Origin of the sequence: Curtobacterium sp. MCBD17_030, from assembly GCF_003224255.1 — a bacterium.
Lineage (GTDB): Bacteria > Actinomycetota > Actinomycetes > Actinomycetales > Microbacteriaceae > Curtobacterium.
In genome coordinates, this window is record NZ_QKLI01000007.1 from 95,683 (window position 1) to 116,662 (window position 20,980).

The window sequence follows — 20,980 nt, forward strand, 5'->3', positions numbered from 1 at the left end:
CCAGCATAGCGGGCTCGGGCGTCGGAACGGGAGGGGTGTTCGCGTCGAGCGTGGCGATGCGGCCTCCTGCACGGTGGCACGAGCGGGTCACGACGACGTGCGAGGATGCCTCGTGCTCTCCCGCAGGTCCCTCGTCACCACCGCCCTGCTCGCAGTCGCCGTCACCGGCTTGACGGGCTGCGCCGCCGGTACCGGCGGCGCGGACACCACGCCCGGCGCGCACCGCACCGTCGACGACGCCGGGACGGGAGGCGCGACCGCAGGTGTCGACGTCGCCGCACGTGCACTGCCCACCGGCGGCATCCCCGACTACCAGCTCGGCGGGTCGTACACGCCACCCGACGGGGTGACGATCGTCGAGCGGGACAGCACGGAGAAGCCCGCTGCCGACGTGTACGGCATCTGTTACGTCAACGGGTTCCAGACGCAGCCGGAGGACCGGGCCTCCTGGCTGTCCGAGCACCCGGGAGCGGTCCTCCGCACGGCGGCCGGCAAGCCCGTCATCGACCCGGGCTGGCCGGACGAGCTCATCCTCGACACCCGGACCGCGAACGCCCGGGCCACGATCACCTCGGTGTTGACGCGGTCGATCGCCCGGTGCGCCGATCGCGGGTTCGACGCCGTCGAGTTCGACAACCTGGACTCGTGGACCCGCTCCGGTGGACGTCTGACCCGCTCGGGGAACCTCGCACTGGCGACGTCGCTCGTCCGGGTCGCCCACCAGCACGGCCTGGCCGCCGCACAGAAGAACACCCCGCAACTCGGCGTCGCCGGGCGGGAGCGCACCGGGTTCGACTTCGCCGTCGCCGAGGAGTGCGTGCAGTACGACGAGTGCGCCGCCTACACGGACGTGTACGGGGCGCGGGTGATCGACGTCGAGTACGCGGACACGCTGCAGGGGAAGTGGTCCGCCGTCTGCGCGACGACCGACCGCCCGCGGATGACGATCCTCCGCGACCGGGAACTCGTCGCTGCCGGCGAGGACGGGTACGTCTTCCGCCACTGCTGAGCGGACCCGGACGGCCCCCGGGCGCCCGGGGAAGGCCTCGTGTCCAGCGCGGATGCGGTGGTGTGCGGGGCTACGCGGGCCAGGCGTCGTGCAGCGCGGCCGCCGTCTGGTCAGCCGACAGACCGGCCTCGCGGGCGGCCGTGACCAGGGCGGCCGCGGCGTGCGTCACCGAGTCGGGAACGGCGGCGGGGCGCACCACCCGGGTCCCCGCGCCGCGCGCGGTCTGCACGAGCCCCGCTTCCTCGAGCAGCTGGTAGGCCTTCGCGACCGTCCCGGCGGCGAGCCCGAGTTCGGCGGCCAGTCCGCGGACGCTGGGCAGGCGCTCGCCGTCGACCAGGTACCCGGCGGCGATCTGGGCGGCGAGCTGCGAGCGGACCTGTTCGAAGGGCGGCACGCGGCCACCGGCGTCGATCGCGACGAATCCCGACATGCGGTCCACCCTAGGAGCCGTACCGCTCGCCGACGGGGACCGCCACGGGCAGGGTGTTGCCGGGAGGCGCGAGCGGGCACGCCCACGCCGGGTCGTACGCGCACGACGGGTTGTACGCGAAGTTGAAGTCGAGGACCAGCACGCCGTCGTCGCCACCCAGGTCCGAGCCCTTGATGGTGTCGATGAGGTAGCGCCCGCCGCCGTACGTGCCGCCCGGCTTGCCGGCGCTCGCGTCCTTCACGGGGACGAACAGCCCGCCCGCGTACCCGCCGTGCGCCCAGACGTCGAGCGAGCCCACGCCGGGGACCTGCACCACGCCGAGTCGGTCGAAGTGCACGATGCCGTCGGTGCCGGTCTCGACGTCGAGCACCCGTGGCTCGGCCTCCTCGATCCGGACGTGGAAGCGCCAGGCGGGGTCGTACGCCGGGAAGGGGAGCGAGGTGAACCCGGCGGCGTCCTCGGGGAGCAGCGGACTGGCCGGGTGTCCGGCGAACATCGCGTCGCGGCCCTCGCGCCACAGCGTGTGCGCCGCCTCGGGCTCGGGCGTGGCCCGGACCCGACGGAAGAGGTCGAACGTCTCGCGACGCCAGTCGGCGGTGGCGAGGGCGGTGCGGACGCGGTCGGCGGTCTCCGTCTGGGTCACGTCATCGAGCGTACGCTCACGCCCGCCAGGTGGGGGCGAGTGCGCGCATCCGGAACGCCCGCCACTGCCAGATGACCCACATGCCGGGCCAGAGCGCGACGCCGAGGAGCGCGGGGCGCGTGCGGTAGGTCAGGCGGTCGCGGAACAGGGTCCGGCCGTCGGGGAGCGCGGAGACGGCCATCCGGTGCCGCATGTCCATCCGGGCGAACAGGCCGCTCGTGCCACCACCGCGGTCGACCTGGACCGGGACCCCGTCGGTCTGGTGCAGGTCGATGTCGACGTGGCTCGACCCACTCGGCACCAGGCCGAACGTCGACGCGCTGATCGGGTGCGGCTGATGCGGGGTCCAGTGCTCGGGGAACCCGGCGGGGTCGAGCGAGCGGTAGACGAGGAACGGCTTCGTGACGGCGACCATCACGGACGGCCGGAGGAGGGCGTCCCGGACGGCGTCGACGGGAGCGTCCAGGACGATGCGGAGACCGACGTGCATGCGGCGGACGCTACGCGGACGGGCTGGGGTCCGGCCGCGCACTTCCGCGGTGAGGGGCAGGCCCGGGTTCAGGCGTGACGAGCCGAGCGGCGGCGCGCGCCCTCCGCCCGGTCGTGGCTGCGCAGACGTTCAGACAACGACAGCCGCACGGTCGGCCACTCCGACTGGATCACGGAGAACACCACGGTGTCGCGCATGCTGCCGTCCCGCCCGATCGAGTGGTTCCGGATGATGCCGTCCTGCTTCGCGCCGAGCCCACTGATCGCCGCACGGGACCGGGTGTTGTGCCAGTGCGTCCGGAACTCGACCGCGATGCACTGCCAGGTCTCGAACGCGTGCGAGAGGAGCAACAGCTTCGCCTCGGTGTTGATGCCGGTGCGCTGTGACGACGCGGCGAGGAAGGTCCCCCCGACCTCGACCCGGCGGTTCTCACGGTCGAGGCCGAGGAACGTGGTGGCGCCGACGACCCGGCCCGTCGGGCGGTCCCGCACGGCGAAGGGCACCATCCGGCCGGCGGCCTGCTCGGACAGGCGTCGAGCGATCTCGGCGTCGACCTGCGACGGCGCGGGGACGGACGTGTACCAGGCGCGCCAGAGGTCCCCGTCCGCGACCGCTGCCCGGAGGTCGTCCGCGTGCTCGAGCGACAGGGGCTCGAGCGTGACGCGGTCGCCGGTGAGGGTGGGCGCGGGGTCGGTCTCCATGGCATCGGATCGTACCGGCCGGCGCGGACACCCATGCTGCGTGCGGGCCATCACATCCCGTGTGCACGAGACACACAGGATGCACGGTGCATCCCGCGACCGCCGCGCGCCCGGGACGAGACGGCGGGCGCCCGCTCCCGTCTCGGTATCGTGTCGGGGTGCAGGAACGAGGGCAGCGGAGGTACCAGGTCCGGTTCGGCTGGGGTGCGGCGGGAGCGGCACGGATCGCCGCGGACGCGCACCTCCTCGTCTGGGTCGACGTCCTCCCGACCCCCGCAGCAGCAGCGGCACCGGGACCGGAGGGACACCGCGCGCCCCTCACACAGCTGCCGGTCGGGCCGGAGGTCGTGCTCGGCCACCTGGGGAACGTGACGGCCGTCGCGGAACGGGTGCTGCGCCTCCAGGCCGACCGCGGCGACCGCTGCGTCGTGGCGGTCGTCGCTGCCGGCCACCTCGACGAGCCCGTCGGTGGCGGTGCGGCGGACGACGCCGGCGAGTTCCCCGACGTGCCCGCGGTGCCGGAGTTCGCGGTCGAGGACCTGCTCGCGGCGGGCGCCGTCGTCGACGCGCTCGTGACCACCGGGATCGACCACACCTCTCCCGAGGCGGCGGCTGCCTGCGCGGCGTGGACGGGCCTCCGGCGGGCCGCGAGACACCTGGTGACCGCCTCCGAGTCGGCGGACGTGCTCGGTGTCGAGCGCGTCCACGCGGCGCTCGCCGTCGGTCCGGAGCTGGTCACGCTGCGGCCGTCCACCGAGCGGGCGTAACGTCCCGGTTCGACCGCCGTCCCACCGACGGCGAAGAACGAGGAGTGAGCCATGCAGGCACTGATCGGTGACACCGTCATCGCGGAGGCCCCGGAGACGGACCTCATCCAGATCGAGGGCAACTGGTACTTCCCGCCGGCGAGCGTGAAGACCGAGCTCTTCAGCGAGAGCCCCACCCAGTACCACTGCCCGTGGAAGGGCGACACGCAGTACTGGACCGTGACCGTCGACGGGCAGCAGCACGTCGACAACGCATGGTCCTACCCGGAGCCGATCCCGACGTCGTTCGACCGTGTCGGCAAGGACTACAGCGGGTACGTGGCGTTCTGGAAGGACGTCGAGGTCTCCGAGTGAGCACCCGCGGCCGCACCGCACGTTCGTGCGGCGCGGCCGCGGCACCCTGGTCGCGTCACCCCGTGACGGTGAGCACGATCAGCGCAACGTTCAGCGCGACGATCACCGCCGCGATGAGCCATGCGAGCACCCGCGTCCCGACCGCGTTGACGTCGTCGCCCATGACGCTCCGCCGCGACGTGTAGGCCACCAGGGGCACGATCGCGAAGGCGATCCCGAAGCTCAGCACCACCTGGCTGATCACCAGCAGCTGCGTCGCGTCGTACTGCAGCGCCAGCAGGACGATCGCCGGCACGAGCGTCACGAGCCGCCGCACGACGAGCGGGACGCGGATGTGCAGCAGGCCGTGCATGATCTCCGCTCCGGCCATGCAGCCGACCGAGGTCGACGCGAGCCCGGACGCCAGCAGACCGATCGAGAAGAGCACCCCGACGACGGGGCCGACGTTCTCGGCGATGGCGTGCTGCGCTCCCGGGATCGAGTCGGTGCCCGACACCCCCTGCAGTGTGGCGGCGGCGAGGACGAGCATGCTGATGTTCACGCCGCCGGCGAGGACGAGCGCCAGCGCCACGTCCCACCGCGTGGCGAGCAGCACCCGTCGGCGTTCCGGACCCACCGGGGTGTCGCCGTGCCGGTCGCGGGCCAACGCCGAGTGCAGGTAGACGGCGTGCGGCATCACCGTCGCACCGAGCATCGACGCCGCGAGCAACACCGAGCCGGAGTCGGCGAACCGCGGCGCGATGCCCGCGAGCAGCGCCCCGGGGGAGACCTGCGCGAACAGCAGTCCCGCGCAGAACCCGATCGTCAGGACCGCGAGCATCGCCGTGACGACGGCCTCGAAGGTCCGGGCACCGCGGTGGTGCTGCAGCAGCAGGATCGCCATCGACACCACGCCGGTGATCACGCCGCCGACCACGAGCGGGACGCCGAAGAGCAGGTGCAGGGCGAGGGCGCCGCCGATCACCTCGGCGACGTCGGTCGCGGCGGCGACGACCTCGGCCTGCGCCCAGAACAGCAGCCGGGGTGCGCGGCGCATCCGCAGACCGAGCAGTTCCGGCAGCGACTTCCCCGTGACGATGCCGAGCTTGGCGGAGAGGTACTGGACGACGACGGCACTCGCGTTCGCGGCGATCAGGACCCAGAGCAGCAGGTACCCGTAGCGGGCGCCGGCTGTCAGGTTCGCGGCGACGTTGCCGGGGTCGACGTAGGCGATCGCCGCGACGAACGCCGGGCCGAGGAGCCCGAGTCCGGTGGCACGACGACCGGGCGGGCGGTGGCCCACGACCGGGGCAGCGGTGTCCATCATACACCCACCATGCCAGAGGTTTCGGCGTACCGAATCCAGACTTTCGACGTGCCGTCCGATCTCCGCGGATCTTCGGGGAGCGGGCCCCGAGCTCCGCTCAGACGGCCGCGCGCCGGGCCCGGTGGGCCCGGACCTTCGCGCGGTTGCCGCAGCGCTGCATCGAGCACCAGCGGCGCGTGCCGCCACGCGAGGAGTCGTAGAACACGAGACCGCAGTCCGGCGCCGAACAGCGGCTCAGCCGTGCCGCCCGGCCGTCGGCCTCGACGTCGTCGAACCCGACCTCGGTGAGCAGGGCGACCGCGTCGCGCGCGACGCTCGACAGTGCCTGCGCCAGCCGCACCCGGTTCGCCCCGGCACGGCGTCGGCCACCCGGGAGGCTCGGGGGCACGTCCGGCAGGGCGGCGAACAGGTTCACCGTGTCGATGTCGTCCGGCACCGGCCGGGTCCGTCCGGTCCCGGCACGGAGGCCCGCCGCGACCGCGGTCCGTTCGGCGGCGGAGTCGGCGGGTGCCGGAGCGGCGGCGGTGGCCAGGCGGGCGATCGCGGCCCGGAGCGCGCGGGCGTCCTGCAGCTCACGGGCGGTCGCCCCGACGTCGATCGGTTCGGTGTGCAACCCGAGCCACTCGTCGAGGTCAGCGGGCGTGGCCAGCAGCTCGCCGAGGTGACCGCGGGGGCGTCGACGGTCCGGGTCGTCGGCGAACCCACCGGTGTGGGCGAAGTCCAGGGCGATCCGACCGGCGTCGAAGAACCACGAGGACCCGGCATCGGTCCGGATGTCCTGCCCTGTTCGCATCCGCCCAGGCTAACGGGTGCGCGGCGCGCCTCCGACACGATCTCCCGAAGCTGGGCTAGCCGTTCCGTTCCGGCGGTGCCAGGTGATGACGTTCCGCTCGTCGAACCGCCGACCGCAGCGCGCGCACGCCAGCGGGCGGGTGGGCGTGCGGTACCGGAAGTGCTCGTGCCCCGCGGGGCAGGTCCCCACCCACGGTGCCAGTTCGCTCGCGATCGGGCCGTCGTGCAGCCGCGAGCCCGTGTACCCGAGGCCCTGGGCCGTCCGCCGCCACGTGGGACCGTGCCCGGCGCGCGGCCCGCTCAGCGCATGTGCGATCTCGTGCAGCAGCACCTGCTCGACGTCCTCCGGGGTGGAGCGGACCGCGAGGTGGCGGCTCACCGTGATCCGGCGTCGCGCGAAGTCGCACTGGCCGGCACGGGTCTTCGCGTTGTCGAACGCGAAGGCCCACGAGCCGTCGGGCAGGTGGTGCCCCATCAGCTCGGCGGCGCGGCTCCGCACGTGGTCGAGCGGGGTCACTCGTCCCGGTCCGTGCGGGACGGACGCGCCAGCCGACCCCAGAGCGAGTCGCCCTCGGTCCGCGCCGCGTCCGGGGCGCCGAGCACCCGACGCGGGGCCGGCGGGACCTGCGGCGCGGTCTCGGCCGGACGAGGTGCGGGCTCGGAGTCGGTGCGCACCGCGAAGTCGCGGGCGGTCCGCGGGCGTTCGGCCTCCGGTTCGACCGCGGGCTGCGTCATGGAGGCCCGGAGCGCGGCCTCGACGGCGGTCCGGAGCGCCTCGGTGCGCTCCGCCGGGGCGCCGGCAGCGCGGAACGCGTCGTACGACCGGCTGAGGACGGCGCGGGCCTCCTCGAAGCGGGACAGCTCGTAGAGGGACCAGCCCTCGAGTTCGGCGGCGGCGCCCTCGAGCTCCGGCCACTCCTCGGTCGCGGCGGTGTCCCGCGCCATCGAGGCCTCGGTCGCCGCACGTTCGTACCGCCCGAGGTCGTGCAGGATGTGGGCGCGGCGGATCCGGGCGGCCACCTTGTCCTGGCGTTCCCCGGTGAACATCGTCAGCCGGAACACCTCTTCGGCGACGGTCAGCGCCTCGTCCAGCCGTCCGAGCAGGCGGAGCAGCTCGGCGCGTTCGGCCAGGGCGTCGGTGCTGCGGCTCTGCCCGAGGTCCCGCAGGCGGTCCTGCACGGCCTGGACGTCGACCGCCGGGCGGAGGCTGACCGGCGCGAAGGTGCTGCCCGGGCTGACGCCGGCGGTCACCGGAGCGGCATGACGGGGCTCCCGGGCCTGGTCGGCACGGTCGTGGTCTCGGCGTTCTTCGGGCGGGAGGGACATCACGGTCGAGGGTATCCGCGTCGCCCCGGGAGGTGTCCGTGCCACGCGCACGAACGCGGACGGCCCGCCCCGGATGCGCCGGGACGGGCCGTGCTCGGGAGTGCTGCTGGTCACATCCCGTTGAAGGAGCTGGCGGCGACGCCGATGTAGACGGCACCGGCCACGACGGAGGCCAGGACGGCGAGGACGATCGCCAGGACACCCCAGAGCCGACCGCGCTTCGCGACGATCGCGACGATGCCCTGCACGATCGCCCACAGGCCGAAGACCGACCCGACGAGCATGAGGACGGCGCCGGTGCCGAGTCCTGCCATCGCCTCCGGGTCCTGCATGAGTTGACGCTGGAGCTCCTGCGAGTCGGCGGGGTTGCCGGATCCGCCGTTCTGCGCGTAGTCCTGCAGCAGCTGACTGCTCGACAGTGCGGTACCGAGCATGACGCCGCCGATCACGCCGATCACGAGCGCGATGACGGCGGCGGCGAACGCGATCAGGCCGACGGTCTTCTTCTTCTTCGCGGGCTCCTCGTACGAGTGCCATGCGGGCGCCCCGCCGTGCTGCTGCTGGTTGCCGTACTGCTGCGGCTGGCCGTACTGCTGCTGCCCGTACTGCTGGTCCTGCGGCTGCCCGTACTGCTGCTGCCCGTGCTGTGTCGGCTGGCCCCACTGCGGTGCGGACTGCTGCTGCCCGTACTGCTGTGTCGGCTGGTCCTCGTACCGCGGCGCTGCGCCCTGCTCCGGGCTGACACGCTCGCCGTAGCGCGGCTGCTGGTCATTGCGATCGTCGTTGGTCATCGGCGGCCTCCTCGTGGTGTGCGGTCGCGCGCTGGCGCGGCGTGCTCAGCCCATCTTGGCAGCGTCCCCCGCGCGGGGTACGGCCAGGAGGTGATCCGCAGCCGGGGCTCAGGCGCCGAAGACCGACCGGTTCGGCTCGGGCGACCCGACGGCCGTGGTGTCGGTGACGATGGGTGCCCCCGCGATGAAGGACCGCAGCTCGTCACCGTGGACGACCTTGCTCGGCAGCGGATCGGACGAGTACCGCCGGGGCATGTCGGCGATCGGCAGCTCGCCGGGGGAGCCGAGCAGCACGATGTTGCCGAAGCGTCGACCCTTCAGCATCCCGGTGTCCGCGACCGCCGCCACCGCGGGCAACACCGACTGCAGCGTCGCCGCCTGCCCGCGGGCGAACGCCAGTCCGGCGCCGTCCGCGACGTTCACCGCGACCAAGCCGGTCGGCGACAGGAACGACGCCACGGAGCGGTAGAACTCCACGCTCGTGACGTGCGCGGGCGTGCGTGCTCCCGAGAACACGTCCACGACGGCCAGGTCCACCGTGCCGCGGAGCCCGGCGGGCAGCTTCTCGAGCATCTCGCGGGCGTCGCCGTACCGCACCCGGATCGACGCACCGCGGGGGAAGGGCAGGGCGTCCCGGACGTGGTCGACCAGGTCCCGTTCGAGCTCGATGACCTGCTGCCGGGAACCCGGCCGGGTCACCGCCACGTACCGGGGCAGCGTCAGCGCGCCGGCGCCCAGGTGCAGCGCCGTCACCGGCCCCGGCGGCAGCAGGTCGATCGCGTGCCCGATCCGCCGGATGTACTCGAACGCCAGGTGCGTCGGGTCCTCGAGGTCGACGTGCGACTGCGGCGTCCCGTCCACCACCAGGGTGAACGACCCCGGACGGTGTCGGTCCGGTTCGACGACCGCGTACCCCGCACCCACCCGGAACCCGTCGAACGCATCAGCCATGCGTCCATGGAACACCACCCGGACCCCTGCCCGGTCCCCACCCGTGGGTGGTGGGCCGGCGGACGCGGCCTCGCGACGATGGGACCACCGGCAGGGAACACCCCGCCGGACACGACCGGGAGGCTCACCCCATGTCCGTCCAGCTCCTCACGAACACCGTCATCGGACTCGCACTCGTCGGGTACCTCGCCTGGAAGCAGTCCACCTGGCAGTACCTCGACCCGGCACGGATCTGGCGCGGCCCGGTCGTGATGGCCGGCATCGGCATCGTGGTCCTCGCCCAGAGCGCCGCCACGATCGACACCCAGGACGTCGTCTTCCTCGGCATCGAGGCGCTGCTCTCCGTCGGCATCGGCCTCGCGATGGGCGGCCGCACCCGCTTCCGGACCGTCGGCACCCCCGACGGGAAGGGACGCACCATGCAGTCCCGCACCGGCTGGGTCGGTGCCGGCCTCTGGATCGCCCTCATCGTCGTCCGGATCGGCCTCGACGTCGTCGGTGCCCACCTCGGCGCACACCTGCTCACCTCGACCGGCGTCATCCTCCTCATGCTCGCCGTCAACCGCGCCGCACGGGCACTGGTCGTCGACCAGCGCCTCCAGCACGACGCGCGCACGGCCCGCGGCATGATGGTGTGATGAGCGACCTCCGCGGCCCCGAGGGGCGTGACGCCGGGACCGACTCCGCACGGGGCCGGTCCCGCGCCGGGCTGTCCGTCGGGCTCACCGCGATCGGCATCGTCGTCGTCGCCTTCTGGTTCGTCCGGAACGGCGTCGCCCAGGAACTCCCCGTCTGGGTCTGGGGTGGCGGTGCCGTGGCGCTCGCCGCGTGGGCGGTCCGCGAGTACGGCCCACCCCGCGTCGTCGTGCCCTCGGCCGTGCTGATGGTCGCCGCGGGGTCGCTCGCGGTCGTCCACACCGACGGACTCCTGCTCGTCCCGGTCATCATCGGGCTCGTGGTCCTCGGAGCCGCGCCGACCCTCCCCGGCTGGGCTGCCGTCCTCGCCGCACTCGCCGCCGTGGTCGTCGTCGCCGGGATCGCGACGGTCGTCGGCACATCGGTCGCCCTGGTCCTCGGTGTCGCCCTCGGCCTGGCACTCGGCGTCGTGATCGGCATCAGCCGCCGACAGCTCCGGACGGCGGAGGAACAGACGCGCGTCCTCGAGGAGCAGGCCCGCCAGGCCGACCGCGACCAGCAGCGTGCCCGCCTGCTCGCCGACCGGGCGCGGGTCGCCCGGGACGTGCACGACGTCCTCGCGCACTCGCTCGGCGGACTCGTCCTGCAGCTCGACGCGGTGGAGGCCCTGCTCGAGGTCGGCCGGGTCGACGACGCTCGACGGCGCGCGACCGATGCCCGCGCGCTCGCCGCCGACGGGCTCGCCGAGGCACGTCGGGCTGTCCGCGCCCTCCGCGACGACCTGCCCGACGCCGACGCCGACGCCGACGTCGACGCCGACACGGACACGGAGACCGCCGTCGCCCAGGGTGACCCCTCGTCCGACGAGAGCAGTGCGCCGGAGTCGGCACGGGCCTCCCGGCCGGCCGGCGACGGCATCGCCGCCCTGGTCGACGCGCACCGCTCCTTCGGTGGCACCGCGGTCGTGCAGGGCGACCTGGACCTGCCCGACGTCGACGAGCGCACCCGCGCGGTCGTCGTGGCCGGCGTCCGGGAGGCCCTCAGCAACGCCCGCAGGCACGCTCCCGGCCGCCCCGTGTCCCTGTCCGTCATCCGGGACGGCGACGCCGTGGACGTCGTGGTCGCGAACCCGGTCGCCGCGGACGGACACGGCCTGCTCGGGATGCGCGAGCGCTTCGAAGAGCTCGGCACCGACGCGACCGTCGAGGCGGAGCGGTCCGACGGCGAGTTCGTCGTCGCGATGCACGTGCCCGTCGCCCAGGTCGCCGACCCGCCCGGCGTCGACGGAACGACCGGCCGGACCTCGTGACGATCCGGGTCCTCGTCGCCGACGACCAGGCGATCGTCCGCGACGGACTGGTGACGGTGCTCTCGCTCGTCGACGACCTGGACGTCGTGGGCGAAGCCGAGGACGGCGCGGCCGCCGTCGCGATGGTCGAGGCGCTCACGCCGGACGTCGTGCTCATGGACCTGCGGATGCCCGTCCTCGACGGGGCGGCGGCGACCGGGCGGATCACCGCCGGACACCCGCAGGTCGCGGTCCTCGTGCTGACCACGCACGCGGACGACGACTCGATCCTCACCGCACTCGCCGCAGGGGCCCGCGGGTACCTGACGAAGGACGCCGGCCGCGCCGAGATCGCCACCGCGATCCGTTCGGTGGCCTCGGGGCAGACCACGTTCGACGCGACCGTCGGGGCGAAGGTGCTGGCGCGGCTCGCGGCTGGTGCGGCCGGTGTCGGTGCTGCTGCCGAGGCAGACGACGGTGCCGGTGCGTGGCGGGACCTCCGGCAGCGCTTCCCGGGGCTGACTCCGCGCGAGGCCGACGTGCTGACCCGGATCGCCGACGGCCGGACGAACCCGGAGATCGCCGCCGAGCTGTTCCTGACCGTGCCGACCGTGAAGTCCTCCGTCAACCAGGTCTTCGCGAAGCTCGGCGTCCGGACCCGGGCGGAGGCGGTCGCCCGCGTCCTGCGCTGACCGGCCGGGCTCGTCGTCCCGCGCTTTTCGATGCTTCTGCATCGACTGACAGGGGACGTCAAGCCTCGCGACGTACCGTGGTGCGGTCCTCACGACGACGAGCGACGCGACCGCGGATCCCCACCGACCGGTCGTGCCCGTCGTCCCGGTCCCTCGGGCGTCCCCGCAGGGGTCCGACCCGGACGCCTGCCCGACGACGAGCCCCGCTCCCGTCGCGGGTCTCGACGACGTGCTCCGCGTCCACCCGTACCGCTGCACCGCGCACCGCTGCACCGAGCGTTGCACCACGCACCGCTGCAGACGCACCGCTGCAGACGCACCGCCACACGACGTCCGGGCCCCGCGCCCGAAGGAGCCACCCCATGACCGCCGACACCATGTCCGTCCCCGTCCGACCGAGCCGACCGGACCGGTCGCCGACGTCCGCTCCGGACCGGGTACGGAGCACGGCGGGGCCGAGCCGTGCCTCCCGTCCGCTCGTCGACGACCACCAGGGTGCGCCAGCCTGGATGCGCGTCGTCGGCGGGGTCGTCCTGGCCGCCGGGCTGGCGCTCACCGCAGCCGTCCTCGGCTGGCCCGGGGACGCGCCGGAGTCGGCGCTCGTGATCCCCGGCCTCGTCGCGGTCGTCGTCGGGGTCCTGGCGCTGGTCGCCCGGGCCGGCCTGACCGTCACCGATGACGCCGTCGTCCTGCACTTCCGCCCGCTCCCGCGGCGGCGCATCGCCCGGCGCAGCATCACGGCCGTCCGGGTGACCGAGGCGGACGCGCGCACCTACGGCGGCCTCGGGTTGCGGATCGGCCGTCGTCGCCGGGCCCTCGTGCTCACGCCGGGGCCCGGTGTGGAGATCACCGACGCGTCGGGACGGACGACGTTCGTGCGGAGCGACCGGCCGCAGGACGCGGTGCGGGCGCTGGTCGGCGCCGCTGTCGACAGCACTGCCGACAGCACTGTCGACGGCGCTGCCACGGGTCCTGGTGGCCGTCCCGGCGGGCCTGCAGGGGCCTCTACCGGGGAATGAGAGCGGTCGCCCGGGGCTTATACACGTCGGACTCGATCTCGGTCAAGCCAGGGACTGGACAGCGCACTGTCGAGCCACCTATGATGACAGTTCGCGCTCCCTGGCATCCGTGTCGTCATATTGCGGTCGACCGAGTTCCACGAAGACGCCTCTCAGCAGGTGCTTCGCTGAACACGCCTGGTGATGCCGGTCCCGTATATGGCGGCGGGACCCGCTCACCGATCATCCCACACGCGGCTCCGGACCCGGAGCACACCGTACTCGTGTCCTGATCACCGGGTTGCGCCGAGCGATCAATCCACTCACCTACACACTGCTTCGTCAGTGTCGGCCCGACGGGGCCTACCGGAGGTCACACCCTTGGCTGCTGCGCCCAACGCATCCACCAACCCCAAGAACGGTCGCAACCACTCGCGACTCTCGTTCGCCAAGATCACGGACACCCTCACGGTTCCTGATCTGCTCGCCCTCCAGACGGAGAGCTTCGACTGGCTCGTCGGCAACGACGCATGGAAGGCCCGCCTCGCCGAAGGGCAGGAGCAGGGTCGTACCGACCTCGCGCTGCACTCCGGCCTCGAGGAGATCTTCGAGGAGATCTCCCCGATCGAGGACCTCGGCGAGACCATGCAGCTCTCGTTCACGTCCCCGGAGCTCGAGGACCCGAAGTACTCCATCGACGACTGCAAGGAGCGTGGCAAGACCTACGCTGCCCCGCTCTACGTCAACGCCGAGTTCATGAACCACATGACCGGTGAGATCAAGACGCAGACGGTCTTCATGGGTGACTTCCCGCTCATGACCGAGCGCGGCACCTTCATCATCAACGGCACCGAGCGTGTCGTCGTCTCGCAGCTCGTCCGCTCGCCGGGCGTGTACTTCGAGCGCCAGCAGGAGAAGACGTCCGACAAGGACATCTACTCGGCTCGCATCATCCCGTCCCGTGGCGCTTGGCTCGAGTTCGAGATCGACAAGCGCGACCAGGTGGGCGTGCGCATCGACCGCAAGCGCAAGCAGTCCGTGACCGTCTTCCTCAAGGCCCTCGGCCTGACGAGCGAAGAGATCATGGAGGAGTTCCAGGGCTTCGCGTCCATGGAGTCGACCCTCGAGAAGGACGCCGTCCTCACGAAGGAAGAGGCGCTCAAGGACATCTACCGCAAGCTGCGTCCGGGCGAGCAGGTCGCTGCCGAGGCCGCGCGTGCGCTCCTCGACAACTTCTACTTCAACTCGAAGCGCTACGACCTGGCCAAGGTCGGTCGCTACAAGCTCGACCGCAAGCTCGGCATCGACGCCCCGCTGTCCGACTCGGTGCTCACCGTGCAGGACATCGTCGCGACGATCAAGTACCTGGTGTCCCTGCACGCCGAGCGCACCCACATGGACGGCGTCCGTGACGGTGAGCCGGTCCAGCTCCGCCTCGACGTGGACGACATCGACCACTTCGGCAACCGTCGCATCCGCGCGGTCGGCGAGCTGATCCAGAACCAGGTCCGCACCGGTCTGTCCCGCATGGAGCGCGTCGTCCGCGAGCGCATGACCACGCAGGACATCGAGGCCATCACGCCGCAGACGCTCATCAACGTGCGTCCCGTCGTCGCCGCGATCAAGGAGTTCTTCGGGACGTCCCAGCTGTCGCAGTTCATGGACCAGAACAACCCGCTCGCGGGTCTGACGCACAAGCGTCGCCTCTCGGCCCTCGGCCCGGGTGGTCTGTCCCGTGAGCGTGCCGGCGTCGAGGTCCGCGACGTCCACCCGTCGCACTACGGCCGCATGTGCCCGATCGAGACCCCGGAAGGCCCGAACATCGGCCTGATCGGTTCGCTCGCGTCGTTCGGTCGGATCAACTCGTTCGGTTTCATCGAGACCCCGTACCGTCGCGTCGTCGACGGCGAGGTCACGAAGACCATCGACTACCTGACCGCTTCCGAAGAGGACGAGTTCGTCGTCGCGCAGGCCAACGCCCCGCTGACGAACGACTTCCACTTCGCCGACGACAAGGTGCTCGTCCGCAAGAAGGGCGGAGAGGTCGAACTCGTCGCCCGCGACGAGGTCGACTACATGGACGTCTCGCCGCGCCAGATGGTGTCGGTCGCGACCTCGCTCATCCCGTTCCTCGAGCACGACGACGCGAACCGCGCCCTCATGGGTGCGAACATGCAGCGCCAGGCCGTGCCGCTCCTCCGTTCCGAGTCGCCGCTCGTCGGTACCGGCATGGAGGGCTACACCGCCATCGACGCCGGTGACGTCGTCACCGCCGACAAGGCCGGTGTCGTCTCCGAGGTCTCGGCCGACGCCGTGACCCTGCAGCTCGACGAGGGTGGCACGCAGACCTTCTACCTGCGCAAGTTCGACCGCTCCAACCAGGGCACCAGCTACAACCACCGCGTGATCGTCAGCGCCGGTGAGCGTGTGGAGCAGGGCGAGGTCATCGCCGACGGCCCCGCGACGGAGAACGGCGAGCTCGCGCTCGGCAAGAACCTCCTCGTCGCGTTCATGCCGTGGGAGGGCTACAACTACGAGGACGCGATGATCCTGTCGCAGAACCTCGTGAAGGACGACACGCTCTCCTCGATCCACATCGAGGAGTACGAGGTCGACGCCCGCGACACCAAGCTCGGCAAGGAAGAGATCACCCGCGACCTGCCGAACGTCAGCCCGGACCTCCTGGCCGACCTCGACGAGCGCGGCATCATCCGGATCGGTGCCGAGGTCCGCCCCGGCGACATCCTGGTCGGCAAGGTCACGCCGAAGGGCGAGACCGAGCTGTCCGCGGAAGAGCGCCTGCTCCGTGCCATCTTCAACGAGAAGTCGCGCGAAGTCCGCGACACCTCGCTCAAGGTGCCCCACGGTGAAGAGGGCACGATCATCGGCGTCAAGGTGTTCGACTCGCAGGACGGCGACGACGAGCTCGGCTCGGGCGTCAACCAGCGCGTGGTCGTCTACATCGCCCAGAAGCGCAAGATCACCGCGGGTGACAAGCTCGCCGGCCGCCACGGCAACAAGGGCGTCATCTCGACGATCCTGCCCGTGGAGGACATGCCGTTCCTCGCGGACGGCACCCCGGTGGACATCGTCCTCAACCCGCTCGGCGTCCCCGGTCGCATGAACTTCGGCCAGGTCCTGGAGATCCACCTCGGGTGGCTCGCCAAGCAGGGCTGGCAGGTCGAGGGCATCCAGGAGTGGGCCGAGAACCTGCCCGAGGCCGCGCACAGCGCAGCCCCCGGCACGAAGGTCGCCACCCCGGTGTTCGACGGTGCGTACGAGCGCGAGATCGAGGGCCTCCTCGACTCCACGCTCCCGAACCGTGACGGCGAGCGCCTGATCGGTTCCTCGGGCAAGGCACAGCTCTTCGACGGCCGCTCCGGCGAGCCGTTCCCGGAGCCCGTGTCGGTCGGCTACATGTACATCCTGAAGCTGCACCACCTGGTCGACGACAAGATCCACGCCCGTTCGACCGGCCCGTACTCGATGATCACGCAGCAGCCGCTGGGTGGGAAGGCGCAGTTCGGTGGACAGCGCTTCGGCGAGATGGAGGTGTGGGCGCTCGAGGCATACGGTGCCGCGTACGCCCTCCAGGAGCTCCTGACGATCAAGTCCGACGACATCCTCGGCCGCGTGAAGGTCTACGAGGCGATCGTCAAGGGCGAGAACATCCAGGAGCCCGGCATCCCGGAGTCGTTCAAGGTCCTCATGAAGGAGATGCAGTCGCTCTGCCTGAACGTCGAGGTCCTCTCGGCGGACGGCCAGGCGGTCAGCCTGCGCGACACGGACGACGAGGTCTTCCGTGCCGCTGAAGAGCTCGGCATCAACATCTCCTCGCGGTTCGAGTCGTCGTCCGTCGACGACATCTGATCCCGCCCGCTGAACACGTTTCGAACCAGCAAGAGAGAAGAACATTGCTCGAAGCAACTTCCTTTGACGCCATTCGGATCGGCCTCGCTACCGCCGAGGACATCCGCCAGTGGTCGTACGGCGAGGTCAAGAAGCCGGAGACGATCAACTACCGCACCCTGAAGCCCGAGAAGGACGGTCTGTTCGGCGAACAGATATTCGGTCCGTCCCGCGACTGGGAGTGCGCCTGCGGCAAGTACAAGCGAGTCCGGTTCAAGGGCATCGTCTGCGAGCGCTGCGGCGTCGAGGTCACCAAGTCCTCGGTCCGTCGTGAGCGCATGGGCCACATCGAGCTCGCCGCACCCGTCACGCACATCTGGTACTTCAAGGGCGTCCCGTCGCGCTTGGGTTACCTGCTGGACATGGCCCCGAAGGACCTCGAGAAGGTCATCTACTTCGCGGCGTACATGATCATCAGCATCGACGAGGAGGGCCGTCACGCTGACATGCCCGGCCTCGAGAACGAGATGCGCCTCGAGATCAAGAACCTCGAGAACCAGCGTGACTCGATCATCGCCGACCGCCTCAAGAAGCTCGAGGACGACCTCGCAGCGCTCGAGGAAGAAGGCGCCAAGGCCGACGTGAAGCGTCGGACCAAGGACACCGCCGAGAAGGAGATGTCCCAGGTCCGCAAGTCCTTCGACGAGGACATCACCCGTCTCGAGCGTGTGTGGGAGGACTTCCGCAACCTCAAGGTGGGCGACCTCAAGCCCGAGGACGCCGTCTTCCACGAGCTGCAGGACCGCTTCGGGATCTACTTCGACGCCTACATGGGCGCCGAGGCGATCAAGCTGCGGCTCGAGGCCTTCGACCTGGCCGCCGAGGCCGAGGCACTGCGTCTGCAGATCGCCGAGGGCAAGGGCCAGAAGAAGATCCGTGCGATCAAGCGTCTGCGCGTCGTCAGCTCCTTCCTCGCCACCGGCAACTCGCCGGCAGCGATGGTGCTCGACGTCGTGCCGGTCATCCCGCCGGAACTGCGCCCGATGGTGCAGCTCGACGGTGGCCGCTTCGCCACGTCGGACCTCAACGACCTCTACCGTCGTGTGATCAACCGCAACAACCGTCTCCGCCGCCTGCTCGACCTCGGTGCTCCCGAGATCATCGTGAACAACGAGAAGCGCATGCTGCAGGAAGCGGTCGACGCGCTGTTCGACAACGGTCGTCGTGGTCGCCCCGTCACGGGTACCGGCAACCGCGCCCTGAAGTCCCTGAGCGACATGCTCAAGGGCAAGCAGGGTCGTTTCCGCCAGAACCTGCTCGGCAAGCGCGTCGACTACTCGGGTCGTTCGGTCATCATCGTCGGCCCGCAGCTCAAGCTCCACCAGTGCGGTCTGCCCAAGCAGATGGCGCTCGAGCTGTTCAAGCCGTTCGTCATCAAGCGCCTCATCGACCTGTCGCACGCGCAGAACATCAAGTCGGCCAAGCGCATGGTCGAGCGTTCGCGTGCCCAGGTCTGGGACGTGCTCGAGGAGATCATCCGCGAGCGCCCCGTGCTGCTGAACCGTGCGCCCACGCTGCACCGTCTCGGCATCCAGGCGTTCGAGCCGCAGCTCGTCGAGGGCAAGGCCATCCAGCTCCACCCGCTGGTCTGTGCTGCGTTCAACGCCGACTTCGACGGTGACCAGATGGCCGTGCACCTGCCGCTGTCGGTCGAGGCCCAGGCCGAGGCCCGCATCCTGATGCTCGCCTCGAACAACATCCTCAAGCCGTCCGACGGCCGTCCGGTGACCCTGCCCGCACAGGACATGATCATCGGTCTGCACCACCTCACGACCGTCCGCGAGGGCGCCGTGGGTGAGGGCCGTTCGTTCTCCTCGGTCGCCGAGGCGATCATGGCGAAGGACCAGAACACGCTGCACCTCAACGCGATGGTGAAGATCCGCATGTCGGGTGTCCACTTCGCCGAGGGTGAAGCACCCGAGGGCTACGAGGTCGGTCAGTCGATCCTCCTCGAGACCACCCTCGGCCGTGCGCTCTTCAACGAGACCCTCCCGACGGACTACCCGTTCGTCCAGAAGGTCACCGACAAGGGCACGCTCTCCGCGATCGTCAACGACCTCGCCGAGCGCTACTCCAAGACCGAGACGGCCGCCGCGCTCGACCGGATCAAGGACGCCGGCTTCTACTGGGGCACCCGCTCCGGTGTGACCGTCGCCCTCTCGGACGTCGTGACGCCTCCTCGCAAGAAGGAGATCATCGCGGGCTACGAGATCCAGGCCGCCAAGGTCCAGGGTGAGTTCGACAAGGGTCTGATCACCGACGCGGAACGTCGCGCCGACCTGATCAAGATCTGGACCGAGGCCACCAACGAGATCGCGCAGGAGATGCGGGACAACTTCCCCATCGACAACACCATCAACCGCATGGTGTCCTCGGGTGCTCGTGGTAACTGGCTGCAGGTGCGCAACATCGCCGGTATGCGTGGTCTGGTGAGCAACCCGAAGGGTGACATCATCGCCCGCCCGATCATCAACTCGTACCGCGAGGGCCTGACCGTGGCGGAGTACTTCATCGCCACGCACGGTGCTCGCAAGGGTCTGGCGGACACGGCTCTCCGTACCGCCGACTCGGGGTACCTGACCCGTCGTCTCGTGGACGTGTCGCAGGACGTCATCATCCGTGAGGACGACTGCGGGACGACCCGTGGCCTCGAGCTGCCGATCGCGACGATGGGTGCCGACGGCAAGCTCGTCCGCGACCCGCGCGTCGAGAACACCGTCTACTCGCGCACCCTCGCGACCGAGGCCGTCGATGCCTCGGGCACCGTGGTGGCCGAGGGCGGCGAGGACGTCGGTGACGTCCTCCTCGACAAGCTGCTGGCAGCCGGGGTCGAGAGCATCAAGGTGCGCTCGGTCCTGACCTGCGAGTCGGCCGTCGGTGTCTGCGCGCAGTGCTACGGCCGGTCGCTCGCCACGGGCAACCTGGTCGACATCGGTGAGGCTGTGGGCATCATCGCCGCCCAGTCCATCGGTGAGCCCGGTACCCAGCTGACGATGCGTACCTTCCACACGGGTGGTTCGGCCTCGGCCGACGACATCACGCAGGGTCTGCCCCGCGTGACCGAGCTCTTCGAGGCTCGCACCCCGAAGGGCGCGTCCCCGATCGCCGAGGCCCCCGGCCGCGCCACGATCGAGGACACGGACAAGGGTCGTCGGATCATCCTCACGCCGGACAACGGCGACGAGCCGTTCATCTACCCGGTGCTCAAGCGTGCGACCCTCCTCATCGAGGACGGCCAGCACGTCGAGCTCGGCGAGCAGTTCATCGCCGGCACCGTCGACCCGAAGGAAGTCCTCCGGGTCAAGGGTGTCCGAGAGGTCCAGAAGCACCTGGTCAACGGTGTGCAGGACGTCTACGGCTCGCAGGGTGTGCCGATCCACGACAAGCACATCGAGGTCATCGTCCGCCAGATGCTCCGCAAGGTCACCGTCGTCGACCACGCCGACACCGACCTGCTGCCGGGCGAGCTCGTCGACCGGTCGCGCTACAACGCGATCAACCGGGCGGCGCTGCAGGAGGGTCGCAAGACCGCCTCGGCTCGCCAGGAGGTCATGGGCATCACCAAGGCGTCCCTCGCGACCGAGTCGTGGCTGTCCGCCGCGTCCTTCCAGGAGACCACCCGCGTCCTGACGCAGGCGGCCATGGAGGGCAAGCAGGACCAGCTCGTCGGCCTCAAGGAGAACGTCATCATCGGGAAGCTCATCCCCGCCGGGACGGGCCTCAGCCGGTACCGTGACGTGGACGTGAACGCGACGGAAGAAGCGAAGGCGGAGCGGTACCCGAACCGCATCTTCGCGGACGACTCGTCGTTCTCGGACGCCGACCTGAGCTTCGTCGACTTCGACAGCTTCTCGTCGGACGACTTCACGCCGGGTACGTACAACTGAACCGAGTGAG

At 70.9% G+C, this 20,980-nt stretch carries 19 protein-coding genes; 9 read left to right on the plus strand and 10 right to left on the minus strand.

Features of this window, described 5'->3' with window-relative positions:
* Positions 1-112 precede the first annotated feature (112 nt).
* Complete coding sequence (locus DEI89_RS08830) at positions 113-1,009, plus strand: endo alpha-1,4 polygalactosaminidase (protein ID WP_258368826.1); 897 nt, start codon at positions 113-115, stop codon at positions 1,007-1,009.
* 70 nt (positions 1,010-1,079) lie between these two features.
* On the opposite strand, the gene DEI89_RS08835 is transcribed toward DEI89_RS08830, so the two are convergent.
* From DEI89_RS08835 to DEI89_RS08850, 4 genes are all read right to left on the minus strand, one after another.
* Complete coding sequence (locus DEI89_RS08835; protein ID WP_110903712.1) at positions 1,080-1,439, minus strand: GntR family transcriptional regulator; 360 nt, start codon at positions 1,437-1,439, stop codon at positions 1,080-1,082.
* A gap of 10 nt (positions 1,440-1,449) precedes the next feature.
* Positions 1,450-2,082 carry a DUF1684 domain-containing protein gene (locus tag DEI89_RS08840; RefSeq protein ID WP_110903671.1) on the minus strand — a complete coding sequence of 211 codons (633 nt, stop codon included), beginning with the start codon at positions 2,080-2,082 and terminating at the stop codon, positions 1,450-1,452.
* Between the two features lie 16 nt (positions 2,083-2,098).
* The gene (locus tag DEI89_RS08845; protein ID WP_110903672.1) at positions 2,099-2,572 is read right to left on the minus strand and encodes a hypothetical protein; all 474 of its coding nucleotides are present in this window, start codon (positions 2,570-2,572) and stop codon (positions 2,099-2,101) included.
* A 68-nt stretch (positions 2,573-2,640) separates the two neighbouring features.
* Positions 2,641-3,273, minus strand: a complete 633-nt coding sequence (locus DEI89_RS08850) for a GNAT family N-acetyltransferase (RefSeq protein ID WP_110903673.1) — start codon at positions 3,271-3,273, stop codon at positions 2,641-2,643.
* 158 nt (positions 3,274-3,431) lie between these two features.
* On the opposite strand from DEI89_RS08850, the gene DEI89_RS08855 reads away from it, so the two are divergent.
* Both DEI89_RS08855 and DEI89_RS08860 read left to right on the plus strand, forming a co-directional pair.
* Complete coding sequence (locus DEI89_RS08855) at positions 3,432-4,040, plus strand: hypothetical protein (RefSeq protein WP_110903674.1); 609 nt, start codon at positions 3,432-3,434, stop codon at positions 4,038-4,040.
* A gap of 51 nt (positions 4,041-4,091) precedes the next feature.
* On the plus strand, positions 4,092-4,394 hold the full coding sequence (locus DEI89_RS08860) for a DUF427 domain-containing protein (RefSeq protein WP_110903675.1): 303 nt from the start codon (positions 4,092-4,094) through the stop codon (positions 4,392-4,394).
* A gap of 55 nt (positions 4,395-4,449) precedes the next feature.
* Here the strand turns inward: DEI89_RS08860 and DEI89_RS08865 are convergent, their stop codons facing one another.
* The 6 genes from DEI89_RS08865 to DEI89_RS08890 form a co-directional block, all read right to left on the minus strand.
* Positions 4,450-5,700 carry an Nramp family divalent metal transporter gene (locus DEI89_RS08865; RefSeq protein WP_110903676.1) on the minus strand — a complete coding sequence of 417 codons (1,251 nt, stop codon included), beginning with the start codon at positions 5,698-5,700 and terminating at the stop codon, positions 4,450-4,452.
* Positions 5,701-5,797: 97 nt separating this feature from the next.
* Positions 5,798-6,493, minus strand: a complete 696-nt coding sequence (locus DEI89_RS08870) for a CGNR zinc finger domain-containing protein (protein WP_110903677.1) — start codon at positions 6,491-6,493, stop codon at positions 5,798-5,800.
* A 9-nt stretch (positions 6,494-6,502) separates the two neighbouring features.
* On the minus strand, positions 6,503-7,009 hold the full coding sequence (locus tag DEI89_RS08875) for a SprT-like domain-containing protein (RefSeq protein WP_258368827.1): 507 nt from the start codon (positions 7,007-7,009) through the stop codon (positions 6,503-6,505).
* Positions 7,006-7,818, minus strand: a complete 813-nt coding sequence (locus DEI89_RS08880; RefSeq protein WP_110903678.1) for a hypothetical protein — start codon at positions 7,816-7,818, stop codon at positions 7,006-7,008. The genes DEI89_RS08875 and DEI89_RS08880 overlap by 4 nt, the downstream gene beginning before the upstream one ends.
* A gap of 110 nt (positions 7,819-7,928) precedes the next feature.
* Positions 7,929-8,609 carry a DUF4064 domain-containing protein gene (locus DEI89_RS08885; RefSeq protein WP_110903679.1) on the minus strand — a complete coding sequence of 227 codons (681 nt, stop codon included), beginning with the start codon at positions 8,607-8,609 and terminating at the stop codon, positions 7,929-7,931.
* A 108-nt stretch (positions 8,610-8,717) separates the two neighbouring features.
* Positions 8,718-9,560 carry a spermidine synthase gene (locus DEI89_RS08890; protein WP_110903680.1) on the minus strand — a complete coding sequence of 281 codons (843 nt, stop codon included), beginning with the start codon at positions 9,558-9,560 and terminating at the stop codon, positions 8,718-8,720.
* Positions 9,561-9,691: 131 nt separating this feature from the next.
* Here DEI89_RS08890 and DEI89_RS08895 point away from each other — a divergent pair, with 131 nt between their 5' ends.
* From DEI89_RS08895 to DEI89_RS08920, 6 genes are all read left to right on the plus strand, one after another.
* Positions 9,692-10,198, plus strand: a complete 507-nt coding sequence (locus DEI89_RS08895; protein WP_110903681.1) for a hypothetical protein — start codon at positions 9,692-9,694, stop codon at positions 10,196-10,198.
* Positions 10,198-11,505 (plus strand): sensor histidine kinase, encoded by a 1,308-nt coding sequence (locus DEI89_RS08900; protein ID WP_181421562.1) that lies wholly within the window; start codon positions 10,198-10,200, stop codon positions 11,503-11,505. Before DEI89_RS08895 ends, DEI89_RS08900 begins: the two co-directional genes overlap by 1 nt.
* Positions 11,502-12,176 carry a response regulator transcription factor gene (locus tag DEI89_RS08905; protein WP_110903683.1) on the plus strand — a complete coding sequence of 225 codons (675 nt, stop codon included), beginning with the start codon at positions 11,502-11,504 and terminating at the stop codon, positions 12,174-12,176. The genes DEI89_RS08900 and DEI89_RS08905 overlap by 4 nt, the downstream gene beginning before the upstream one ends.
* Positions 12,177-12,538: 362 nt before the next feature.
* Complete coding sequence (locus tag DEI89_RS08910) at positions 12,539-13,195, plus strand: hypothetical protein (protein ID WP_110903684.1); 657 nt, start codon at positions 12,539-12,541, stop codon at positions 13,193-13,195.
* Positions 13,196-13,555: 360 nt separating this feature from the next.
* Positions 13,556-17,044 carry a DNA-directed RNA polymerase subunit beta gene (gene rpoB / locus DEI89_RS08915; RefSeq protein WP_110903685.1) on the plus strand — a complete coding sequence of 1,163 codons (3,489 nt, stop codon included), beginning with the start codon at positions 13,556-13,558 and terminating at the stop codon, positions 17,042-17,044.
* Between the two features lie 44 nt (positions 17,045-17,088).
* Entirely contained in the window at positions 17,089-20,970 is a 3,882-nt protein-coding gene (locus DEI89_RS08920; protein WP_110903686.1) for a DNA-directed RNA polymerase subunit beta', read from the plus strand.
* Positions 20,971-20,980 lie beyond the last annotated feature (10 nt).